The 18,930-nt window shown below is 47.4% G+C and carries 16 protein-coding genes; 7 read left to right on the top strand and 9 right to left on the bottom strand.

The window, feature by feature from the left end; all coding sequences use genetic code 11:
* Positions 1 to 307: 307 nt before the first annotated feature.
* Together AC1DYT_RS00775 and rhaT are read right to left on the bottom strand one after the other, a co-directional pair.
* Positions 308 to 691, bottom strand: a complete 384-nt coding sequence (locus AC1DYT_RS00775; protein ID WP_477459518.1) for an RNA recognition motif domain-containing protein — start codon at positions 689 to 691, stop codon at positions 308 to 310.
* A gap of 149 nt (positions 692 to 840) precedes the next feature.
* Positions 841 to 1,926, bottom strand: a complete 1,086-nt coding sequence (rhaT, locus tag AC1DYT_RS00770; protein WP_477467756.1) for an L-rhamnose/proton symporter RhaT — start codon at positions 1,924 to 1,926, stop codon at positions 841 to 843.
* Positions 1,927 to 2,159: 233 nt separating this feature from the next.
* On the opposite strand from rhaT, the gene AC1DYT_RS00765 reads away from it, so the two are divergent.
* The gene (locus AC1DYT_RS00765) at positions 2,160 to 2,798 is read left to right on the top strand and encodes a putative polyvalent protein kinase domain-containing protein (protein WP_477467755.1); all 639 of its coding nucleotides are present in this window, start codon (positions 2,160 to 2,162) and stop codon (positions 2,796 to 2,798) included.
* Positions 2,799 to 2,818: 20 nt separating this feature from the next.
* On the opposite strand, the gene AC1DYT_RS00760 is transcribed toward AC1DYT_RS00765, so the two are convergent.
* The 6 genes from AC1DYT_RS00760 to AC1DYT_RS00735 all read right to left on the bottom strand — a co-directional run bounded on the left by AC1DYT_RS00760 (position 2,819) and on the right by AC1DYT_RS00735 (position 12,971).
* Positions 2,819 to 3,844, bottom strand: a complete 1,026-nt coding sequence (locus tag AC1DYT_RS00760) for a GntR family transcriptional regulator (protein WP_477467754.1) — start codon at positions 3,842 to 3,844, stop codon at positions 2,819 to 2,821.
* A gap of 137 nt (positions 3,845 to 3,981) precedes the next feature.
* Complete coding sequence (locus AC1DYT_RS00755) at positions 3,982 to 5,352, bottom strand: alpha-amylase family glycosyl hydrolase (protein ID WP_477467753.1); 1,371 nt, start codon at positions 5,350 to 5,352, stop codon at positions 3,982 to 3,984.
* Positions 5,353 to 5,420: 68 nt separating this feature from the next.
* Positions 5,421 to 6,500 (bottom strand): SusE domain-containing protein, encoded by a 1,080-nt coding sequence (locus AC1DYT_RS00750; RefSeq protein WP_477467752.1) that lies wholly within the window; start codon positions 6,498 to 6,500, stop codon positions 5,421 to 5,423.
* Between the two features lie 15 nt (positions 6,501 to 6,515).
* Positions 6,516 to 8,000, bottom strand: coding sequence for a RagB/SusD family nutrient uptake outer membrane protein (locus AC1DYT_RS00745; RefSeq protein ID WP_477467751.1), 1,485 nt, complete (start codon positions 7,998 to 8,000; stop codon positions 6,516 to 6,518).
* 7 nt (positions 8,001 to 8,007) lie between these two features.
* Positions 8,008 to 10,962 carry a SusC/RagA family TonB-linked outer membrane protein gene (locus AC1DYT_RS00740; RefSeq protein WP_477467750.1) on the bottom strand — a complete coding sequence of 985 codons (2,955 nt, stop codon included), beginning with the start codon at positions 10,960 to 10,962 and terminating at the stop codon, positions 8,008 to 8,010.
* A 353-nt stretch (positions 10,963 to 11,315) separates the two neighbouring features.
* A complete protein-coding gene (locus AC1DYT_RS00735; RefSeq protein ID WP_477468091.1) occupies positions 11,316 to 12,971 on the bottom strand; it encodes a DUF6377 domain-containing protein in 1,656 nt (551 codons plus the stop codon).
* 581 nt (positions 12,972 to 13,552) lie between these two features.
* On the opposite strand from AC1DYT_RS00735, the gene AC1DYT_RS00730 reads away from it, so the two are divergent.
* The 6 genes from AC1DYT_RS00730 to AC1DYT_RS00705 all read left to right on the top strand — a co-directional run bounded on the left by AC1DYT_RS00730 (position 13,553) and on the right by AC1DYT_RS00705 (position 18,496).
* Positions 13,553 to 14,485 (top strand): outer membrane protein assembly factor BamD, encoded by a 933-nt coding sequence (locus AC1DYT_RS00730; RefSeq protein ID WP_477467749.1) that lies wholly within the window; start codon positions 13,553 to 13,555, stop codon positions 14,483 to 14,485.
* A 26-nt stretch (positions 14,486 to 14,511) separates the two neighbouring features.
* Positions 14,512 to 14,844, top strand: a complete 333-nt coding sequence (locus AC1DYT_RS00725; protein WP_477459509.1) for a DNA-directed RNA polymerase subunit omega — start codon at positions 14,512 to 14,514, stop codon at positions 14,842 to 14,844.
* Positions 14,845 to 15,009: 165 nt separating this feature from the next.
* The gene (gene coaBC / locus AC1DYT_RS00720; protein WP_477467748.1) at positions 15,010 to 16,212 is read left to right on the top strand and encodes a bifunctional phosphopantothenoylcysteine decarboxylase/phosphopantothenate--cysteine ligase CoaBC; all 1,203 of its coding nucleotides are present in this window, start codon (positions 15,010 to 15,012) and stop codon (positions 16,210 to 16,212) included.
* Between the two features lie 131 nt (positions 16,213 to 16,343).
* Entirely contained in the window at positions 16,344 to 17,285 is a 942-nt protein-coding gene (gene porD, locus AC1DYT_RS00715; RefSeq protein WP_477468090.1) for a type IX secretion system protein PorD, read from the top strand.
* Positions 17,286 to 17,461: 176 nt separating this feature from the next.
* Positions 17,462 to 17,737, top strand: a complete 276-nt coding sequence (locus AC1DYT_RS00710; RefSeq protein WP_477467747.1) for a DUF4342 domain-containing protein — start codon at positions 17,462 to 17,464, stop codon at positions 17,735 to 17,737.
* Positions 17,738 to 17,956: 219 nt separating this feature from the next.
* Positions 17,957 to 18,496: a hypothetical protein gene (locus AC1DYT_RS00705; RefSeq protein ID WP_477467746.1), complete on the top strand. Its 540-nt coding sequence runs from the start codon at positions 17,957 to 17,959 to the stop codon at positions 18,494 to 18,496.
* A 9-nt stretch (positions 18,497 to 18,505) separates the two neighbouring features.
* On the opposite strand, the gene AC1DYT_RS00700 is transcribed toward AC1DYT_RS00705, so the two are convergent.
* Positions 18,506 to 18,649 (bottom strand): hypothetical protein, encoded by a 144-nt coding sequence (locus AC1DYT_RS00700; RefSeq protein WP_477467745.1) that lies wholly within the window; start codon positions 18,647 to 18,649, stop codon positions 18,506 to 18,508.
* Positions 18,650 to 18,930: the final 281 nt, after the last annotated feature.

Here is an 18,930-nt window from a genome sequence, read left to right as displayed (position 1 = left end):
AACATATCAAACAAACACCTGCAAGGGCAGGCATCGCTTGATTTAAAGCAACCACCCCGGGAAGGGTAGCATTTGTATTTATTGTAATAGTTTTCATGTTGCGGGGGCAAACATAAATAATAATATTTAATCTACCAAATCCATAGACTAACTATTTTAAAAATAGAAAACGACGACTTTCTTAAGAAGCGAGTATTGGTTCAAGGTCCCAAAAAGCGTCGCAGGTATAATCGCCCTGTTCAATTGCTGTAAATGGCAAAGGCCTCCGAAATATCGAAGGCCTTTAGCATTTACTATGGATGTTGTTTTATTTATTGTTGCGCGGACGCCTTGGCCTCAAGCCTGTACCCGACACGGCATCGGTGGGCTGGCGTTCAACCCTTGCGTAATTTGAAGTAGTCGCAGGCCTCCTGCTGAAAGATGATGGTGCAGGCTTCTTCTTTACGTCTTCTTCGCGGGTAATTTTCACGGTCAGGAAACGGTCGCCTATCGGGCTGCCATCCAGTTCGTTTACAGCATTTTCTGCATCCTCTTCGGTAGCTACTTCTAAAAAGGCATAGCCCTTACATATCCTTGTTTTTTTATCTCTCACTATTTTGATGGTCACCACGCGGCAATACGGGTCGAACATCTGAACAAGTTCCATTTCGGTTATATCCAAAGAAAAACCACTAACGAATATTTTAACCATTTCTATTGTAATGTGTACTAAATCAGGCAAATAAAAGATAATTTACCGCGGGGCATTTGGCAAATATCAAATTCTGTAGATGTATTTGCCTGCAAAGTTAAACATTACAATTTGTATTACATTGCATCAAAAGACACTTAATGTGCATCCTATTTAAGCGAATTACCATAGCCTACGATGAGTACAGACAGGATGATGGTGGCAATGCCCGCCGTAACCGTGTACCGGGCCTTTTTACCCACGCCTTTCCACTCGTTCAGCAGCAGGCCCCAGGTATTGGCAATGAGGATGATGAAGGCCATATGCAGTATCCAGGAGCTGGCACCATTGCCCATCTTGCTTTCGCCCATGCCGTAGAAAAAGAATTGCAAGAACCAGGTAGTACCCGCCAGGGCACAGAAAAGGTAGTTCTTCAGCAGCGGTTTCTGTTTATCGGTATAGTTGCTAAATGTTTTGTTGCGTGCGTTCAATATTATGCACCATACGAGGTTGGTGCTTAGCCCGCCGCATAAAATAACCACGTAGGTAACATTATTCTGATACAGGAAGTTGCCCGGCCCGGGGTGCGATGCTTTCCATACCTCGTTAGCGGTATCGGCCATGGTTTTGCCGGCCTCTATGCCAAAGTTGAAGCAGGCGCTCAGCACGCCCGATACGATAGCCACGAATATCCCCAGCCCAAAACGGTAATCTTTATTATCGGCCACATCGGCCCGTCCTTTAGCCAGATCAGCTTCTTTCAAAGTACCGGCCCTGCCGCAAATGATGATGCCAATAACACATACCACGATACCTGCAAGCACCCACTGCCCCCAGGGGTTATGCAGCATCATGCTGAAAGTATCCTTGCCCTCCTTTGGATAGAAATTATAATAAACCGACGGAATTATGGAGCCGAACACCGCGCAAAGGCCTAATATGATAGTGCTGCCCAGCGATACGCCGAGGTACCTTACGCCCAACCCGTAGGTAAGCCCCCCTATCCCCCACAGCAAGCCGAAGAAGTAGGTGAGCAGCAATATCTGCCCATCGGTTGCCTTGATGATACCCATAAAATCGGGTATGGTAAGCCAGGCCGCGATTGGTGGTACGATGAGCCAGGAGAAGATGCCTCCCACTATCCAAAAGCTCTCCCAGGACCAGCCTTTTACTTTTTTATAGGGGATATAAAAACTACCCGACGCAAAGCCACCTATGAAGTGGAACACTACTCCTAAAAATACTACGCTGAACATGCCTGAATGGTTTAAAACTGGTTGGTTTATAATACAAGGGCAAAATAGACTTAACAATCTATACAACTGTCCTCAACTATCCCCCTTGTAAGACATCCCCCAGAAAAACCATTATTCTTGGAAAAAAGAGAAAACACTTCCGAGTAATAGCCCACCTTAACCGAGAGATTTTTGTGCGTTTAATGAGGCCTTTGAAGAAAGCATTGCAAATTGTATATTTGATTATTGTTTAAATGGAGATTAAGAAAGATGAATTACAGGATATCATTCTCAGAAATGAACAAACTTGCCCAGGCAGCCAGCTCAAAGCAGCCCAAAGCTTCCTTAGAAGATATGCGGAAACAAGTAACCCAGTTGAAAAACAGCAGCGTTTCAAAAATCAAGAAACAGCAGCACTCTTAGCTTTTTGGGGAGAGCGGTTTTATTATCACGGGCCGCCAATTATCGCAACAAATCTTATTGGCAAAGGTGCGGAACAAAAGGTTTATCGTTTCGACGATATGCATGTCGTTAAAACAAATACCACTATTTTTTATGAATGCTGGCTCGATTACTTAAATAGCCTGCTGATACACAATTATTTCTTTCCTGCCACGGCCTATACCTTTTTAGGCTTTTGTTTGATAGAAGGAATATGGCAAGCGGTAGTTAAACAAAAGTTTATCCGTTCGAACGAAACAACTGATACTACAATTGTCAAAGATTTCCTGGAATATAACGGCTTCAGGCACAAACGCAATAATGATTATTTTAATACCGAATTAGGCCTAATCTTTGAGGACCTTCACGATGAAAATGTACTCACCTATGATGGTGTACTTTATTTTATCGATACTATTTTTTATCTGACACCCGTGTTCTACGCCAGTTAAAAGGAAATAAACACGAAATTTTACAGCGAATTGCGGTTGATTACCTGGAACGGGATAACGATATGCCCGGCCGAATTATTGAGCACCAGTTCAGCGGCTTTCTCGCCCATCAGCTTAAAATCGGTAGAAATGGTGGTGATGCCGTTTAGTATAACTCGTTTTATAGGCGTTTCGTTGTAGGATATCACGCCGACATCGGTGCCTACGGTAATTTTAGAAAGGATAAGCTGTTCGATGAGTTCCACCAGGTCAGCCTCGGTTAAGTTGATATAGGCCGTGCCTTTTTTGATTACCTCGCCCTCCAGCGAGGGGATAACCTGGTATTCGAAAGCGTACTGCCGGCAAAACTTCAGGAACCCCGATAAAATATCCCTCGAAAAGTAAGAATGCTCGGGGAAGATAATCTTCAGCGTATGGTATTTGGCCAGTTTATCCAGCAGCAATTGCAGGGCCTGGTATATATCACGCGCAAAATCCTCATACACAGCACCAAACTCTCCCGTTACGCCCGGTTCCAGCTTATCCATCAGTATCAATTTTTCCTTCGGGATGGTGTTGATTACCTCGTTGGCCCGCCCGGCGCTTTCAATAAAATGGGGTATGATGACGAACTTATCGTAACTGTTGATCTTATCCGCTATAAGTTTTTTGAAGAAGTTGAAATCGTTGTTGTAGATGTAAAAATCGATAGCTGCATGGCCGCCCAGCGTATCGGCAAAGGCATCGTACATGATTTTTTTGTGGCTGCTCAGCTTATTGAAAAGCAACATTACCTTTAGCGGCTGCTTAAACTGGTGCCCGGTAATGAAGTAGCCCTTCCCCGCTACAGATTCCACCACCTTCATTTTCTTGAGTTCTTTATAGGCCCGCTCCACGGTATTGCGCGAACATTCCAGCGCAGTGCTAAAGTCGTTTATAGATGGCAAAATATCCCCCAACTCTATGCTGCCCAGCTCTATGCCCCGCAAAATAGAGTTCACCAATTGCGCATACTTGGGCGTAATGGAGTATTCATCAATGGCTACTATCTTCAGGAAATTTTTCATACCAATGAGCCAAAGCTATAAACATTTATGGCATGCTACCGCAAAACACGCAAAAAACGCCCCGGATCTCATCCCGGGGCGTTACCAATTTAACTATCACCAATCAAATAAATCAATCTTCAATTTTATCCTTGATACTATTGTGTAAGCACCAGGTACTGGTATGGCGTAACGAATAATTTGTCTGTCAGGGTAACCGATGCACCTGTGAAAGCGTCCTTCCAACCTGTTTTGCTTATGCTTGCAGGCAGATTATAGGTTACGTTATTATTGCGCAGGTTATCTATCACTAGTACTTTCTCTTTATCGGTTACCTTGGTAAAAGCAGCCACATCGTCGCTGCTGTACACCGCCAGATCGCCGTTTTTGAGGGCATCGCTGTTTTTTCTAAAGTTGAGTATCTTTTTGTAGGCAGCAGTCAGGTCTGCGTTTATGGTCCAGTCTACCGGGGTGTGGTAAAAGAAATCCATGCCGCGGGTGGTGCCTACTTCCTGGCCGGTGTAAATCATCGGTACGCCTTTCATATAGGCCGTTACCACAAATGCCGCCAGCGAGCCGTTCTTGCCGCCATACAGGTTAATGGGGCTGCCATCGCTGTTATACACATCGTGGTTGGTAATGTAGCGCACCACTTGCGAGCCACGGTATGCGGTGGCATATTCGCTGGTGTTCAGATCTTGCAGGGTGGTTACCGAGGCACCTGTGCCGTAAACCTTGCTCTCCAGGCCAGAGTAATAACCCATACCATAAACCAGGTTAAAGCCTGCTTTGAAATGGTCGTTACGGGTACCCTCGGCCAGCATCAGCAATTTGTGCGTAGTGATGGTGCGTAAGGCATCATTCGCTTCTTTCCAAAAATCGAAAGGCACAAAATCAGCCGCATCGCAACGGAAACCGTCCACATTGGCTGTGTAAACCCAGTATTTCATGGCATCTATCATCGCAGCGCGCATATCCTTGTTACTAAAATCCAGCTGCGCTACGTCGGCCCAGCCGGTGCCCGGCGGGGAGATAATGTTGCCTTTGGCATCCTGCTTGTACCAGCTTTTGTTAGCAATCCAGGCGTTATCCCAACTGGTGTGGTTGGCTACCCAATCCAGTATTACGGTCATATTACGGTCGTGCGCGGCGGCTACAAGCGCCTGCAAATCTGCAAGGGTACCGAACTCGGTGTTAACGCCCTTATAATCCTTCACCGAATACGGCGAGCCGAGGCCCCCTGCAGAGTTCAGCACACCAACGGGGTAAACCGGCATCAGGTAAATTACGGTGGCGCCTAAATCTTTAATAGCATCAAGCCGGGCGGTTACGCCTTTAAAGCTGGCATCGGCACTAAAGGCGCGCAGGTTTACCTGGTAAATAATGGCATCCTGTGGGCTTACTACGCCCGTGTAGGCCGTGCCGTACTGCGGGTAAGAGTTATCTGGAACAATGGCGGGAGTTTTATCATCCTTTTTGCAAAAGCTGAAAAAAGTAATAACAAACGCCAATAACGTATTAGTTATCATTTGTTTAATGTTATGGCTCATTTTTTTGTTGGCTAATATCGGGCGGCAGCAAGCAGCCGCCCGATGCGTTAATTTTTCTTTAACTTGTAAGTGTAGTTGGTTGGGTCGTGCAGGTCCAGCGTAATGGTGTAATTGCCGCTTGTTGGCACGCTCAGGTTATCTAAATCCCCATTGTAACCAAATACCGGATTGTCCGCGTAAGCTAATTTGCCCTCGCCTTTGGTAATACCAAAATCTATCACCCACTGATGGTTTGCCCTGAATTTGAACGAACCCGATGCGCTCATATCGCAGGTAAGCGTCCATACTTGTTTAGCAACATCGTAGCTCATGTCGGTATCGCCGCCCCATCCGCCTGGCGTGGCATCGCCTATGATGCCCCATGTGGTTGGCACTGCGCTCCAGGTTTTAGCATTGAGGTTGATAGCCACCTGCACATAACCCGGACCCGGCGAAACCAGGCCGCCGGCCAAACCATCTTCGGTAATAGTGCCGCCGCCTGCATCGCCATAGTTGATATGGTCCCAGTCCGGCGAACTGGTGAACTTAAAGTAATAGTTATCGGCCGTAGGCATGTACACGTAGCCTTCGTAAATCTTCGGCTTCAATGCTGCCGCAACCGGCGCTGTACCCGGCGACCAGCCCTGGTAAGCACCCGGTATGTACAGCACCGGTATTACTGGCGCTGCCGCGTAAGGCGTTACGGCTACTACTACGGGTTTGGTAAAAGCATATTGGTCCTGGTAAGCGCGTACTCTGAAAACCAGCGTACCTGCTGCGCCCGTTGCCAGCCCTTTTGATATGGCCAGAGCGTTAAGGTCCTTGCCTTTGTATGATTTGCTTAGCGCATCGTTACCGATGGTAATGTTGCTGGCGTTTGCCCAGGCTGCTGTACCTACGGTATCGGCGGGTACATCTACCTGTAATGTATAGGTAACCGATGCTTTGATGGGATAAGTAACAGCCGGCCAGGATAGCGTGAGCACCGATGTGGTATCATTGGCCTTGGTGAGGGTTACTGTGCCGGTTGAGGCGGTAATCGACGAACCAAAGCCCACCGTTGCCAGTTTTGTGACCACAGCATCTTTTTTGCAACCATATGCCAGGCCGCATAGCATTGCTAATGAGAGGTATATGAACTTTTTCATAATGGATATCATGGGTTAATAACCTGGATTTTGTTTCAACGATGGGTTTGTGTTCAGCGCCGAGGTAGGTATCGGGAACAGCTTGCGGAAATCTGCTACGGCGGGCACGAAGCCATGCGCCAGGGTAAATGTTCCGAACCTGATCATATCCTGCCTACGATGGCCCTCCCAATTAAGCTCGAAGCCACGCTCGTTGTATATATCGGTAAGCGTTGGGTTTGCAGCTAATGCACCTAAGCCTGCGCGCTGCCTTACCTGATCTACAAATGGCTTGGCCGCACCGGCATTACCCAAACGTACGTTGCATTCTGCCTGCATCAGCAGGATATCGGCATAGCGGTAAATAGGGAAATCGTTTGATGCGCCGCCGCCGTTCATTGGGGCCACCGGGTAAAACTTCAAGTCGCGTACGCCTTCGTTAGGCGCTGCGCCCGGGTCATCCAAAGAGCTTACCGTTTCGCTGTAATTCACCCCGCCGGATTGCGCCCCGATTAAGAACTGTTTCTTGCGGACATCGGCATTATCGTACCTATCGTAATACTCCTGCGGGATGATGGAACCGTTCCAGCCGCTGTAGCCGAATGTTGCCTGGAAATTTGGCCCGTTCAAACTCCGGATAGAGAGGATATTCCTCGATACGATATCCACCGTTACATAAATAGACAAGATGGTTTCGTCGGTAGGGTTTTGGTTACCGAAAAGCTCGTAATACTGGTAACCCAGCGGACTAGCAGCGTTTGCACCACCAGGATGCAGCGAGAAACCGCCGGTTGCTATCTTGTTGCAGGCGTTAAGGCAATCCTGCCAATGCGCAGTACCTGTGTACACCTCGGCATTGAGGTAAACCTTTGCCAGCAGCGCATAGCCCGCCCATTTGTTGAACCTGCCGTAATACTCACCGCCTTTGGTTTCAGATAGCCTGTCTACGTTTTCGGTAAGCTCCTTTACGATGAAATTGTACACATCTGCACGGCTGGCTTGCGGCAACTTATCTACCGTGATGTTGTTATCGGTATAAAAAGGTACCGAGCCAAAATCATCTATCAGCAAATAGTAGAAGAACGCGCGCAGAGTTTTGGCTTCCGCAATTTTTGATGCGTCGGCGCCCGAGCTGGTCAATTGGTCTACTGCCAGGTTTGCGGTGTAGATAGATTTGTACAGCCAGTTCCAGGTGTTGCTGATGATACCCATGTTGGGCAGCCACTGGCGCTGGTAAAGTATGGCAAAATCAAGCTGCCAATCGCCTGTGTTGCGGTGGGGTATCACCTGCTCATCGCTGCTCATGGCATTCAAGTCGTACCAGCCGTTATCCGCGCCGGCATAGCCAACACCGCCCCAGTTGCCGCCTACTTGTGAATACACATTCGCCAGCGCAACATTGGCTCCCTTTGCAGAGCCATAGAACTCCCCTGCCGGGTATTTATCATACACCTTTTCATTAACCTTGGTGCAACCTGCGCCAAGGCCTATGATTAAAATGCTCGTTAATATTTTTTTCATGATCGTATTATTTTAAAACCACATTTAATCCAACAGAGAATGTACGGGTACGCGGGTAAATACCGCCATCGTAGCCCGTCCCGTTACCACCACTCAGGTTTATCTCGGGGTCCACGCCGGTGTAGCCGGTTATCAGCGCCAGGTTTTGCCCGGTTAACGATACGCGCAGCGAGCTGATGTATTTGTTATTAGCAGTGTTGATGCTATACCCGAACGAGAGGTTCTCGAAACGCAGGAAGGCACCGTTCTCTAACCACAAATCCGACCCATATTGCGAGGTGAATAAGCCAAGCGGCACAGCGCTCGCCAGCACATTAGATTTACCCAGGTTTTCGAAATAGCTGAAGCTTGGGCGTATGCCGTTGTAAATCTTGTTGCCTCCAGATCCTCTCCACACCATAGATGCATCGAAGTTTTTGTACCGGAAGCTTGGCGTAAATGCGTAGGTATAAGTAGGCAGTGCCGAACCCTCGAACACCCTATCCGGGCTTTGGTTACCCTGGTCGATGATGCCATCGCCATTTTGGTCTACCACGGTTTCGGCATTAGATGCATCCTTGCCTTTGTGCTGCAAAATGTAGTAGGTGCCAATCGGTTTGCCTTTGATGAGGTACGAATTGCCGCCCCAGCCCACGTAATCGGTATTCAGCGGCACGCCGTTGATAGAGCCACTTAGGTTAAGCACCTTGTTTTTAATGTACGATGCGTTGCCCGCAAGCGTAAGCGTAGTAGTAGCGGTTTTGATGGCGGTGTAGCTTAAAGTAAGCTCGACACCACGGTTTTGCAGGCTGCCTACGTTGGCTGCAATACTGCCGTAAGGATATGGCGGCTGCGGCACAGCGTAGTTGTACAGCAGGTTATCGGTTTTTGCGGTGTAGGCATCTATGGTACCGCTCAGCCTGTCGTTAAGGATAGTAAAATCTATACCGATATTGGCCTGTTTACGGGTTTCCCAACGCAGATCGGGGTTAGCATTCTGGCTAATAACGAAGTTGGTAATGCTTTGCCCACCGAAATACGTAACGCCAGAGTAACCCACCAATTGCAGTGAGTTCTGCGGAGCCAGGCCCTGCTGGTTACCGGTAACACCGTAACCTCCGCGCAACTTCAATGAACTGAAAACGCGCTGGTTCTTCATGAAACCTTCCTGGTCCAAGCGCCAGGCAATAGATGCTGAAGGGAAGTTACCGAACTTATGGTTGGCACCGAATACCGATGAACCATCGCGGCGGAAACTGGCCGTAAGCAAGTATTTATTAGCGAACGAGTAGTTTACCCGGCCGAGGTACGATAGCAGGCTGCGGTCGTTTTTGTAGGATGAAAAATCGCCGGGGGTTACTTTGCTCAGATCGCCTAATTGCAGGGCGTTGTAGGTGGCAATATCGTTGATAAAGCCTTTCGCCTGCGAAAAGTTTCCGTTGTACGTTTGTATCTGGTACTCGTAAACCGCAATCGCATCCAGATGGTGCTTTCCGAAATCTGTTTTGTAACTTAAGCTGATATCGCTCAGCTTCTCGTCCTGATGATAGTTGCTGATATTGGCGATACCTTGATTGTCGATAGCTGTAGACACGGTAGACATCGCCGGCAAATAGTAGCCGGTGTTGCCGTCGACCTTACGCCAGCTACCGAACCAACCTGCAGACAGGCCTTTGTACAGTTGCAAATCGGCACGTAAGCTACCGAACAGGCTGTTTGCCTTTACATCGTTCTTAACGGTTTGCGCAACCGCATAAGGGTTGATGTACTGGAACACGTTAGGGTCCGAATAGTAGCTACCATCGGCGTTCAGCACCGGATCCGTAGGCTTTGACACATAGGCGTTGCTGATGAGGTTGGAGGTAAACGCTGCACGGCCTATGCTTGGCGGGCTGTAGCGGGCGTTGTCTATACCGCTGTTCAGGTTCATGGTGAGCGTAAGGCGGTCATCCAAAGCCTTTTGGGTAGCGGTTATCCTGCCGATATAGTTTTTGTAGTTTGAATTGATAACGATACCATTTTGCAAAATAGCTGTTAACGAAGCACGGTAGTTGAAGCTGTTTGCACCGCCACCGAAGGCCAGCGTATGGTTTTGGGTGTAGCCGTTGCGGGTAAGCAGGCTAAACCAATCGGTATTGGAGCCGTGGTTGGCAGATGCCGGTACGCCGTAATTCTGGGCCTGCTCCCACCATTGGTCGGCGTTCAGCAGCTCCAGTTTCTTGCCTATAACGTCTACAGAAACGCTTGTAGAGTACTCTACCGTAGATTTGCCGTTGCGGTTCTTTTTGGTAGTAACAATGATAACGCCGGGCGCACCACGTGAGCCGTAAATAGCTGTAGCAGAGGCATCTTTCAACACATCTACCGATTCAATTTCGCTTGGGGGCACTTGTTTGAACAGGTCCATATTACCCTGTACGCCGTCAATCACCACCAATGGGTCGTTCCCACCGATGAGCGATGTGGTACCCCGGATGCGCACGCTTGGCGCTGTGCCCGGCTCGCTACCCGTTTGGGTAACGTTTACGCCTGCGGCTTTACCTGCCAGCTGCTGCAGTGGGTTGGTAATAGGCCCGGGGTTCAAATCCTTGCTGCCGATGGTTGATACCGAGCCGGTAAGGTCGGTTTTTTTCACCGTGCCGTAACCCACTACTACTACCTCGGCCAGCGAGCGTTGGTTGGGGGTTAGGGCAACTTTAAGTGGCTGATTTGCAACCAGTACCCGTTCCGCAGCATCGTAACCCAAAAAATTAACCGTTACAGTAACCGTTTGCAGGTTACTGTTGGCGATGCTGAAAGCGCCATCTTTATCGGCTGAGGTGGTTTGGCCGGTTTCTTTTACCGCCACCGTTGCGCCGGGTAAAGGCAGGTTATGCTCATCTACAACAGTGCCGCTGAAGCGTGCTTTCTGGGCAAAAGTTGTTAACGTGCAAATAAGGAACAGCACGGACAGGCCGTACTTAAATAAGTAAACTTTGTTCATAGAAAATTGGTTTTAATAATTGGTTTTACCGACCGACAGATTGCGTAGGTTTGGCTTGTCCAAAGATATAGGAGGGCTAATTCGGTTGTTTATGCTGCGAGAGGGCTATATTAAAAATAATTGGATAATTGCCTTTTTATCAATTTGATAATCAATCACTTAAAATAAAAAACAAGCGAGAAATATATAGAAAATAGCGCTGCGTTGGAAAGCGAAAACCTGCGTTTTTCTACTGTTTTTTATAACAATAGATGTTTTTTTGGTACTTTTTTCGCGCTTTTTTGGAGATAAAAATGGCCTTTAGGCGCGGCTGATCGACAACCCGGGAGGGCTTAGTTTTTTGGGACGGACCACTAAATAAAATCGGCAACTTCTTTCACCGCCTTTATCAGCATGATGCGTTCTTCGAATTCTTCGTTGGGTACGAAAGACCGGTTCTTCACTTTGGTTTTGTAAGTATAGATGGTATTGAGCGAGTAGTTCAGGATTTTGGCAATGGTTTCGTTTTCGTCTATCCCCAAACGTATCAGGGCGAAGATGCGCAACTCGGTGTTCAGCAAATCGCCGTTATGGAGATGCACCCGATGGTCGGCGGGGAACAGCGCGTTGAAATCATCCACAAAGTTGGGGAAGATATTGAGGAACACTTTATCGAAGCTATGCGAGAGGTTCTCGCGCTCGAAGTTGGTATTGAGCTTATTTATGATCAGCGTAACCTCTTCGTAGCGCTTCTCTTTCATGTTTTTATCGATAGTGCGTTTCAGCCTGTCGAGCTTTTCTATATAATCTGAGTGGATATTGAAGAAGTAGCCGATGTACTCGTCCTTGATCATATTAGCCTCATCCAGCTTGGTATTCATGCCTGATAAGGAGCGGTTTGCACCATCCAACACCTTGTTTACCTGCGTAAGCGAGTTGTTGACCACGTTCAGTTCCTGGTTCTTGTTCACGATGATTTCATCGGCAATACGCAGCTTTTTGAGCTGCCGCACGGTAATAACGCTGAATATGATAACCACCACGATGAGCGAGGTGATGATGGATGCGTATATCATCAACGAGCGTTTCTGCTTTTCTATGCCGTTTATCTTCTCGGTTTGGATGATGGGCATAATGCTGCTTATCTGCGCCTCGCGGTGGCGGGCACCGTAAAAGTTGGCATCGTCTATAGCGCTGTTGATATAGGTAAAGGCCGTTTTGGCATCGCCTTGCTGGTAATAGTATTCGGCCAGGTTGGTGAGGGCCACCGCCTCCTTGGTAGAATGCATGTTATCTATGATGGCCGCCCGCATCAGGTTGCTGAGGGACTGCTGCGGCCTGTGCAGTTCCTTATATATATAACTGAGGCAACTGAAGTTGATGGCGCTATCCTGGTACGACTGCGGCATCCGCATTATTTGGGTATAAGGCTCCAGCGCAAACTGGTAACGCCCGGTGCGCAAGGCCTTAAGCCCCGTAGCCGAAAGGTACTCATAGGTGCCGGGCCGGGTGGAGTTGATGATAGAATCGCAATAGGCGAGGCCGATGGTGCTATACTTTTGGTAATAATCGTCGATTTTATCGTAGTCGCCCAGGTCGAAATGGCTGCGGGCCTGCAAAAACAGGTATTCGTAACGCTGACCGGCATTCAGTTGTTTCACGTCCACCTTGTTCAGGGTATCCAACCCTTCTTTGAACATCCCGGCAGAAACCAGCACGAAGCTCATATTCACCTTGGCATAGTTTATCTTATTGGCATCCTTAAGCAGGTGGGCGCAGCTGTTTAGCCGCTGGCAGTACACGTAGGCAGAATCGTGCACAAAGGATTTATAGGCATCGAACAACCGCTGGTAATTCACGTAGCGCGCGCTTAAATCGGCGTAGTCTTTTACCAATTGCGCTTTTAAGGTTTGGATATGGCGAAGCTTGGCCTGCTCGGTCTGGGCCTTATTTTCGATGGCGCGGTTCAAAACCCGTTGCAGGCTGTCTAGGTCATCAGCCGCTCTTAGCTGCCCCGCAAAGCACAACACAAACAACAGGCAGGCTGATATGCAAAATCGACCTATCGGCCTACCCTTCCTAACTACTTGCTTGCCTGTACGCTGCATCCTTGTCGTTACTGTAAAATCAAAGTTAATAAATTAGTTCATAGATAATGGTTCATAGTTCATGGTAGCTGCACGACGCGGGCTGCTGCATGAGCTACTTGTACATAATAATGAACTAAGCTTTCTTTCCATGAACCATTATCTATGAACCATGAACTATTGAAGAGTTCATAGATAATGGTTCATAGTTCATGGTAGCTGCACAAGGTTGTTTTTGGCGGAGCCGCCTCGTCAAGTGTCGACACTTGGCGCGGCGGAACAATCCCTCCTTCCATGAACTATGAACCATCAACCATGAACTATCAAACCGTTAAAAGATGTTAAATACATGCGCCGTATATGCAAGGAGCGGAAACGTCGTTATATATTCGTCCGTTAAAGCGGTTCCCCGGCCGTGCGCGGCGGCAACCCGCACAAGAAGAGGAATGGAGAACTTAAAAAGCAATCCCTGGGCTACTAAATAAATAATTGACTGATTTATAATATTCAACTATCTTTGCAAAATGTTTAAAAAGCAACTTCACTTTGTTTCGGGCGTAATGCTGTTATTACTTATTGCCCTTGGCAGTTGTAAAAGCAAGTACGAGAAACTAAAAGCGAGTAACGATAACGCCAAGAAATACTCCGAAGCGGTAAAGTTTTATAACAAAAAGGATTACAGCAAGGCCCTTGGCTTGTTCGAGGATCTGGTTACCATCTATCGTGGCCGTGCCGGCGCGGAAGACCTGTACTATTACTACGCTTACACTAACTATAAGCTGAAAGATTACACCTCGGCACGTTACCATTTCAAAACGTTTGCCGATACCTACCCTACCAGCCCGCGTGCTGAAGAGTGCCGCTTTATTGCCGCGTATTGCTTCTACCTCGATTCGCCGATATACTCGCTGGATCAGGAGAACACTACCAAAGCCATCGAAAGCTTGCAGTTGTTCATTAACCTTTACCCTAAAAGCGACCGTGTTACCGAGGCAAGCAAGTTGATACAGAACCTGCGCGATAAGCTGGAGCGCAAGGCTTACGAAAACGCTAAGCTTTACTTAACCATCGGAGATTTTCAGGCAGCAACTATTGCGTTCAACAACACCCTGCGCGATTACCCGGATACTAAATATGCCGAGGAACTTGAGTTTTTAACTATTAGGGCGCAATACAAATATGCTGAGGTAAGCAGCGAGCAGCGCCAGGAAGAACGTTTCGGCCTGGTGATAACCTACGCCGATCAGTTTACTGAAAAATACCCGGCCAGCAAATACTTAAAAGAGACTGCCGATTATAAAAAAGACAGTGAGCAGGGCATCATAACTGCCAAAAGGGTACTTGCCGAACTGGCTTTCAACCCAAAACTGGCTGCCAAAGTAGCTAATAAAGATACTACCGCCGGCTCACAGCCGCCATCTATAAAAGATAGGGACAAGCAAAAAATACCGAATTAATACATAAAGAATTTTAAATAACAGATATGAGCACCACCAACACCACTAAACCAGCTGTAGCAAGCAGCACCGTAACACGTGACCTGCGTGAACTGGATGTGAAGACCGACAATATTTATGAGTCGCTCGTAATTATGTCAAAAAGGGCAAACCAGATATCGAACAACATAAAGGAAGAATTACACCAGAAACTTTCTGAATTTGCATCGGCAAACGATAACCTGGAAGAGGTTTTCGAAAACCGCGAGCAGATAGAGATATCAAAATACTACGAAAAATTGCCTAAACCTACCCTGGTAGCCGTTCAGGAATTTTTAGAAGATAAGATCTACTACCGCAACCCGGCAAAAGAAGTATAGTAGAAGCCCCCCAACCCCCTAAAGGGGGAGCTTTTGACTTGCATGATTTTTTTAAAACTCCCTATGGGAGTTTTTTTGTTACTTTTACTTTTGCTCCCCCTTCAGGGGGTCGGGGGCTAACTTTTACTTCGGCCCCCCCTTTAGGGGGCTGGGGGGCTCGACTTTATGCTACTTGGAAAAAAAATCATCCTTGCTGTTTGTGGCAGCATAGCAGCTTATAAAACGGCTACGCTGGTGCGCCTGCTGGTGAAAGCCGGGGCGCAGGTGCAGGTAGTGATGACGCCCGATGCCACTAACTTCATCACCCCGCTTACGCTCTCTACCCTATCCAAACGCCCCGTTTACAGCGAATACTTCAAGCCCGAAACCGGCGAGTGGAATAACCACGTGGAGCTTGGCCTTTGGGGCGATTTGATGATCATTGCCCCGGCCAGCGCCAACACTATGGCCAAAATGGCGGGTGGATTGGTAGATAACCTGCTTACCGCTGTTTATCTTTCGGCAAAATGCCCAGTGTACTTTGCCCCTGCTATGGATCTGGACATGTGGAAACACAATGCCACCCAGGATAACATCGGCAAGATACAGGCGTTCGGCAACATTCTGATACCACCCGGCAGCGGCGAACTGGCCAGCGGCCTACACGGCGAAGGCCGCATGGCGGAACCGGAAGAGATAGTAGCTTTTATAGAGGCCGACATCAAACAGAAACTTCCCTTAATCAATAAAAAAGTATTGGTTACCGCCGGACCTACCTACGAGGCTATAGATCCTGTACGTTTTATAGGCAATCACTCATCCGGCAAAATGGGCTTTGCCATTGCCGATGAACTGGCTGCGCTTGGTGCCGACGTTACCCTAATAGCAGGCCCAACAGCCCAGCAAAGCAGGCAACGGAGCATAAAGCGCATCGATGTTACCAGCGCGGCAGATATGCTGCGCGAATGCCTGGCGAACTTTGGCAATGTAGACGGTTGCATCATGAGTGCTGCCGTGGCCGACTACACGCCGCTGGAAGTAGCCGAACAAAAAATAAAGAAGCAGGATGGCGGGCTTAATATCGAACTGAAGAAGACTACCGACATCCTAAAAACCCTTGGCCAGCAAAAACGCGCCGGGCAGGTGTTGGTTGGCTTCGCGCTGGAAACAAATAATGAAGAGGAATATGCTATCGCGAAGCTAAAAAGCAAAAATCTGGATATGATTGTTCTGAACTCGCTTAACGATGCCGGGGCTGGTTTTAAGGGCGACACCAACAAAATTACGATGATTGATAAGGCCCTGGTGAAAACCACCTTCGGCCTCAAAAATAAAAATGAGGTGGCAAAGGATATTTGTGCTAAATTTATCCAACTGCTAAAACCATGAAACGCTGCCTGCTAGTCATACCCACAAGGGAATCGCTTTTTATACAAAATGCGAGCAATGGCCCGTGCGATTCCCCTCTCGAGAGGGGTGGAGGGGTGTGTTTGTCGTCAGGATTAGTGGCTAACACACCCCTGCTCCCGCTCAGGCCTGCGCGCCCCCTCTCGAGAGGGGAACAAAAAAGCTTAAAAGCAATTTTCCTCGTCATCACCCTTTTGTTCTGTTGCTGTCTCGCACAGGCGCAGGATTTGAACGCGCGGGTAAAAATACTTACGCCTAAGATACAGGTGAGCAACAAGCGCGTTTTCAGCACGCTGGAAACCGCCATGAAAGATTTTTTGAACGGCCGCAAATGGGCCGCCGATGCCATTGCCCCCAACGAGCGTATCGATTGCAACTTTGTGCTTAACATTACCAATTGGGATGGCGGCAGCAATTTCAGCGGCGAGCTGCAGGTGCAATCATCCCGCCCGGTATATAACTCCAGCTATACCAGCACACTGCTCAACGTTAATGATCGGGATGTAGATTTCAGTTATACCGAGGGCCAAACCATCGATTTCAGCGACCAGAATTTCCAGAACAACCTGAGCTCGGTAATGGCTTTTTACGCCTACGTCATCGTTGGGCTCGATTATGATTCTTTTTCGCGCTACGGCGGAAGCCAGTACTTCGCGCAGGCGCAAACCGTGGTTACCAATGCGCAAACCGCATCCTTTAAAGGCTGGAAAGCTTTCGACAGCAACCTAAACCGTTACTGGTTATCAGAGAACCTGAACAACAAGCTGTACAACGGCCTCCGCAGCTTTATATACGATTATCATCGCAACGGCTTGGATATGATGGCCAACAATGCCGTGCTGGCCCGCAAATCTATCAGCGCCATATTGCCGCAGCTCACCCAGGTAGATCGCAAACGCATCGGCTCCTACTTCCCGCTGGCGTTTTTTACCGCTAAGGATGATGAGTTCGTTTCGATCTTTAGCAAAGCCTTCGGCCCCGAAAAGGCCCAGGCCATGAATATACTGCTGCAAGCCGACCCGAGTAATGGCAATAAGTACGAAACGTTGAAATAATTCGGAGGCAAGAGATAAGAATCAAGAGACAAGAATAGCAAATTTCTGAATCACAATTTTCCTGTCTTGATTCCTGGCTCTTAATTCTTGCTTCTATCTTCCGCTGTAACAATTTCTCTATCATCCAGTCCAATAATAAAAACGCAAAAACATTTAAAACCAATTACCTATATATTATGGCAACAAAAGAATCATTCTCTATCAATGGAGAGAGCATCGTAAAAAAAGTAAAAGAATTAATTGCCGAAGGCAACGTAACCAAAATCACTATCACCGATAGCCATGGTAAAGAAATCATGAGTTTCCCGGTTAACTACGGGCTGGTCGGCCTGTTGGTAGCACCGATTTTTGCAGCAGTAGGCGCAGCAGCGGCTTTGCTAACCGAGTGTACCATCACCGTGGAGCGCAAAGGCGATGCGCCGGAGGAAAAAGAAGACGTTACGAAGTTTTAAGAGGTAATTAGCCTTTCGGGCTAGCACCTTCATTGCCGTCGGTTTCAACCGACGGAACAAGCAAAATAAATTACTGGCTTTAGCCGAATTCGTAAAGAGTTTGGCTAAAGCCTTTTTGTTTGTCTTTTAGTCCGTCGGTTGAAACCGACGGCAATGGTTCTGTTATCGGCAGGAAACCGCCGTGTGCTTAGATTAGCTATTTTTGCCTCGTTATAATGCATGAAGAAAAAGCCAAAAGTTAAAAATATTCAAAATCTCAAAGGTTACCTGTTCGCCTTATTATTTTTAGGAATAATTGGCGGCCTAAACTTGTGGATTTATATGGGCGACAAAAAACTAACAGAAAAGGGGGTGAATGTAGTGGGCTTAATTGATGATAGTGGTGGTAAAAACCTGACCATTACTTATACTTACAATAACCATACATATAATGTGGTTGCAAACAAACCACATTCTTCAATAGAAATTGGCGAGGCTTATGACGTAAAAATTAACCCGCTGGATCCCGAAGATTTCCTGATCCAGTTTTGGAAACCAATAATTCGCACCGGAGACTTTCAAAAAGGCAATTGCACTGCCGCCACCAAATTATGGTTTAGTAACCTTGTTAAATTCACTTACACTGTAAATGGGCAAGATTATTCCCGTGTGCAAACCGTGCCGCCATCATTTTCAAAAGAATTGTTAACTGATGTAACACTACTATATAAAAAGGCCAATCCTAATGTGGCATATTTAATTTTTCAGAGGGCTAAGTGATGCTTAAAATCACAACGCCACGCCTTCAATCAAAACAATCCTCACCACCGCGCTATCCTTCATTCCCATAAAAGCCAGACGCTTCGGGTTGGTTTTATAGCCATCAAAATCGGCTTTGCTGCCGAAGGTTACTAAATGGATTTCGTAGGGCATGGCTCACTATTTTCCACGAACGCAATGGCTTCCGGCGCCAAAAAAAGCACTCGGGCATGCGGCATTCATTGCTTTGCGGCTCCCCATCGCCACGGGCTATAGTGTATTCCGCTACATCTTTACCCGCTTTATGATTGCCTAAAAAGCAAATTCAAAACATCATAAAACTTTTAATAATCAGGTAGTTATACGCGTTGTTTAAACGATTTCCATTATTTAGGTTTGCTTATCAGTAAAATGATAGGCCTTTCGCTTTGGGTATTGTCTTCCTTTCTAAAAGC

The sequence above is a fragment of the Mucilaginibacter sp. P1_D10 genome (assembly GCF_056406215.1).
The sequence above is the reverse complement of the archived record's forward strand: the minus strand, read 5'-3'. Positions and strand labels throughout refer to the sequence as shown.

Coding starts and splice junctions, on each gene's coding strand:
- AC1DYT_RS00775 (WP_477459518.1), bottom strand. CDS start 691: ATGGTTAAAATATTCGTTAGTGGTTTTTCTTTGGATATAACCGAAATG.
- rhaT (WP_477467756.1), bottom strand. CDS start 1,926: ATGTTCAGCGTAGTATTTTTAGGAGTAGTGTTCCACTTCATAGGTGGC.
- AC1DYT_RS00765 (WP_477467755.1), top strand. CDS start 2,160: ATGGAGATTAAGAAAGATGAATTACAGGATATCATTCTCAGAAATGAA.
- AC1DYT_RS00760 (WP_477467754.1), bottom strand. CDS start 3,844: ATGAAAAATTTCCTGAAGATAGTAGCCATTGATGAATACTCCATTACG.
- AC1DYT_RS00755 (WP_477467753.1), bottom strand. CDS start 5,352: ATGATAACTAATACGTTATTGGCGTTTGTTATTACTTTTTTCAGCTTT.
- AC1DYT_RS00750 (WP_477467752.1), bottom strand. CDS start 6,500: ATGAAAAAGTTCATATACCTCTCATTAGCAATGCTATGCGGCCTGGCA.
- AC1DYT_RS00745 (WP_477467751.1), bottom strand. CDS start 8,000: ATGAAAAAAATATTAACGAGCATTTTAATCATAGGCCTTGGCGCAGGT.
- AC1DYT_RS00740 (WP_477467750.1), bottom strand. CDS start 10,962: ATGAACAAAGTTTACTTATTTAAGTACGGCCTGTCCGTGCTGTTCCTT.
- AC1DYT_RS00730 (WP_477467749.1), top strand. CDS start 13,553: ATGTTTAAAAAGCAACTTCACTTTGTTTCGGGCGTAATGCTGTTATTA.
- AC1DYT_RS00725 (WP_477459509.1), top strand. CDS start 14,512: ATGAGCACCACCAACACCACTAAACCAGCTGTAGCAAGCAGCACCGTA.
- coaBC (WP_477467748.1), top strand. CDS start 15,010: ATGCTACTTGGAAAAAAAATCATCCTTGCTGTTTGTGGCAGCATAGCA.
- AC1DYT_RS00710 (WP_477467747.1), top strand. CDS start 17,462: ATGGCAACAAAAGAATCATTCTCTATCAATGGAGAGAGCATCGTAAAA.
- AC1DYT_RS00705 (WP_477467746.1), top strand. CDS start 17,957: ATGAAGAAAAAGCCAAAAGTTAAAAATATTCAAAATCTCAAAGGTTAC.
- AC1DYT_RS00700 (WP_477467745.1), bottom strand. CDS start 18,649: ATGCCCTACGAAATCCATTTAGTAACCTTCGGCAGCAAAGCCGATTTT.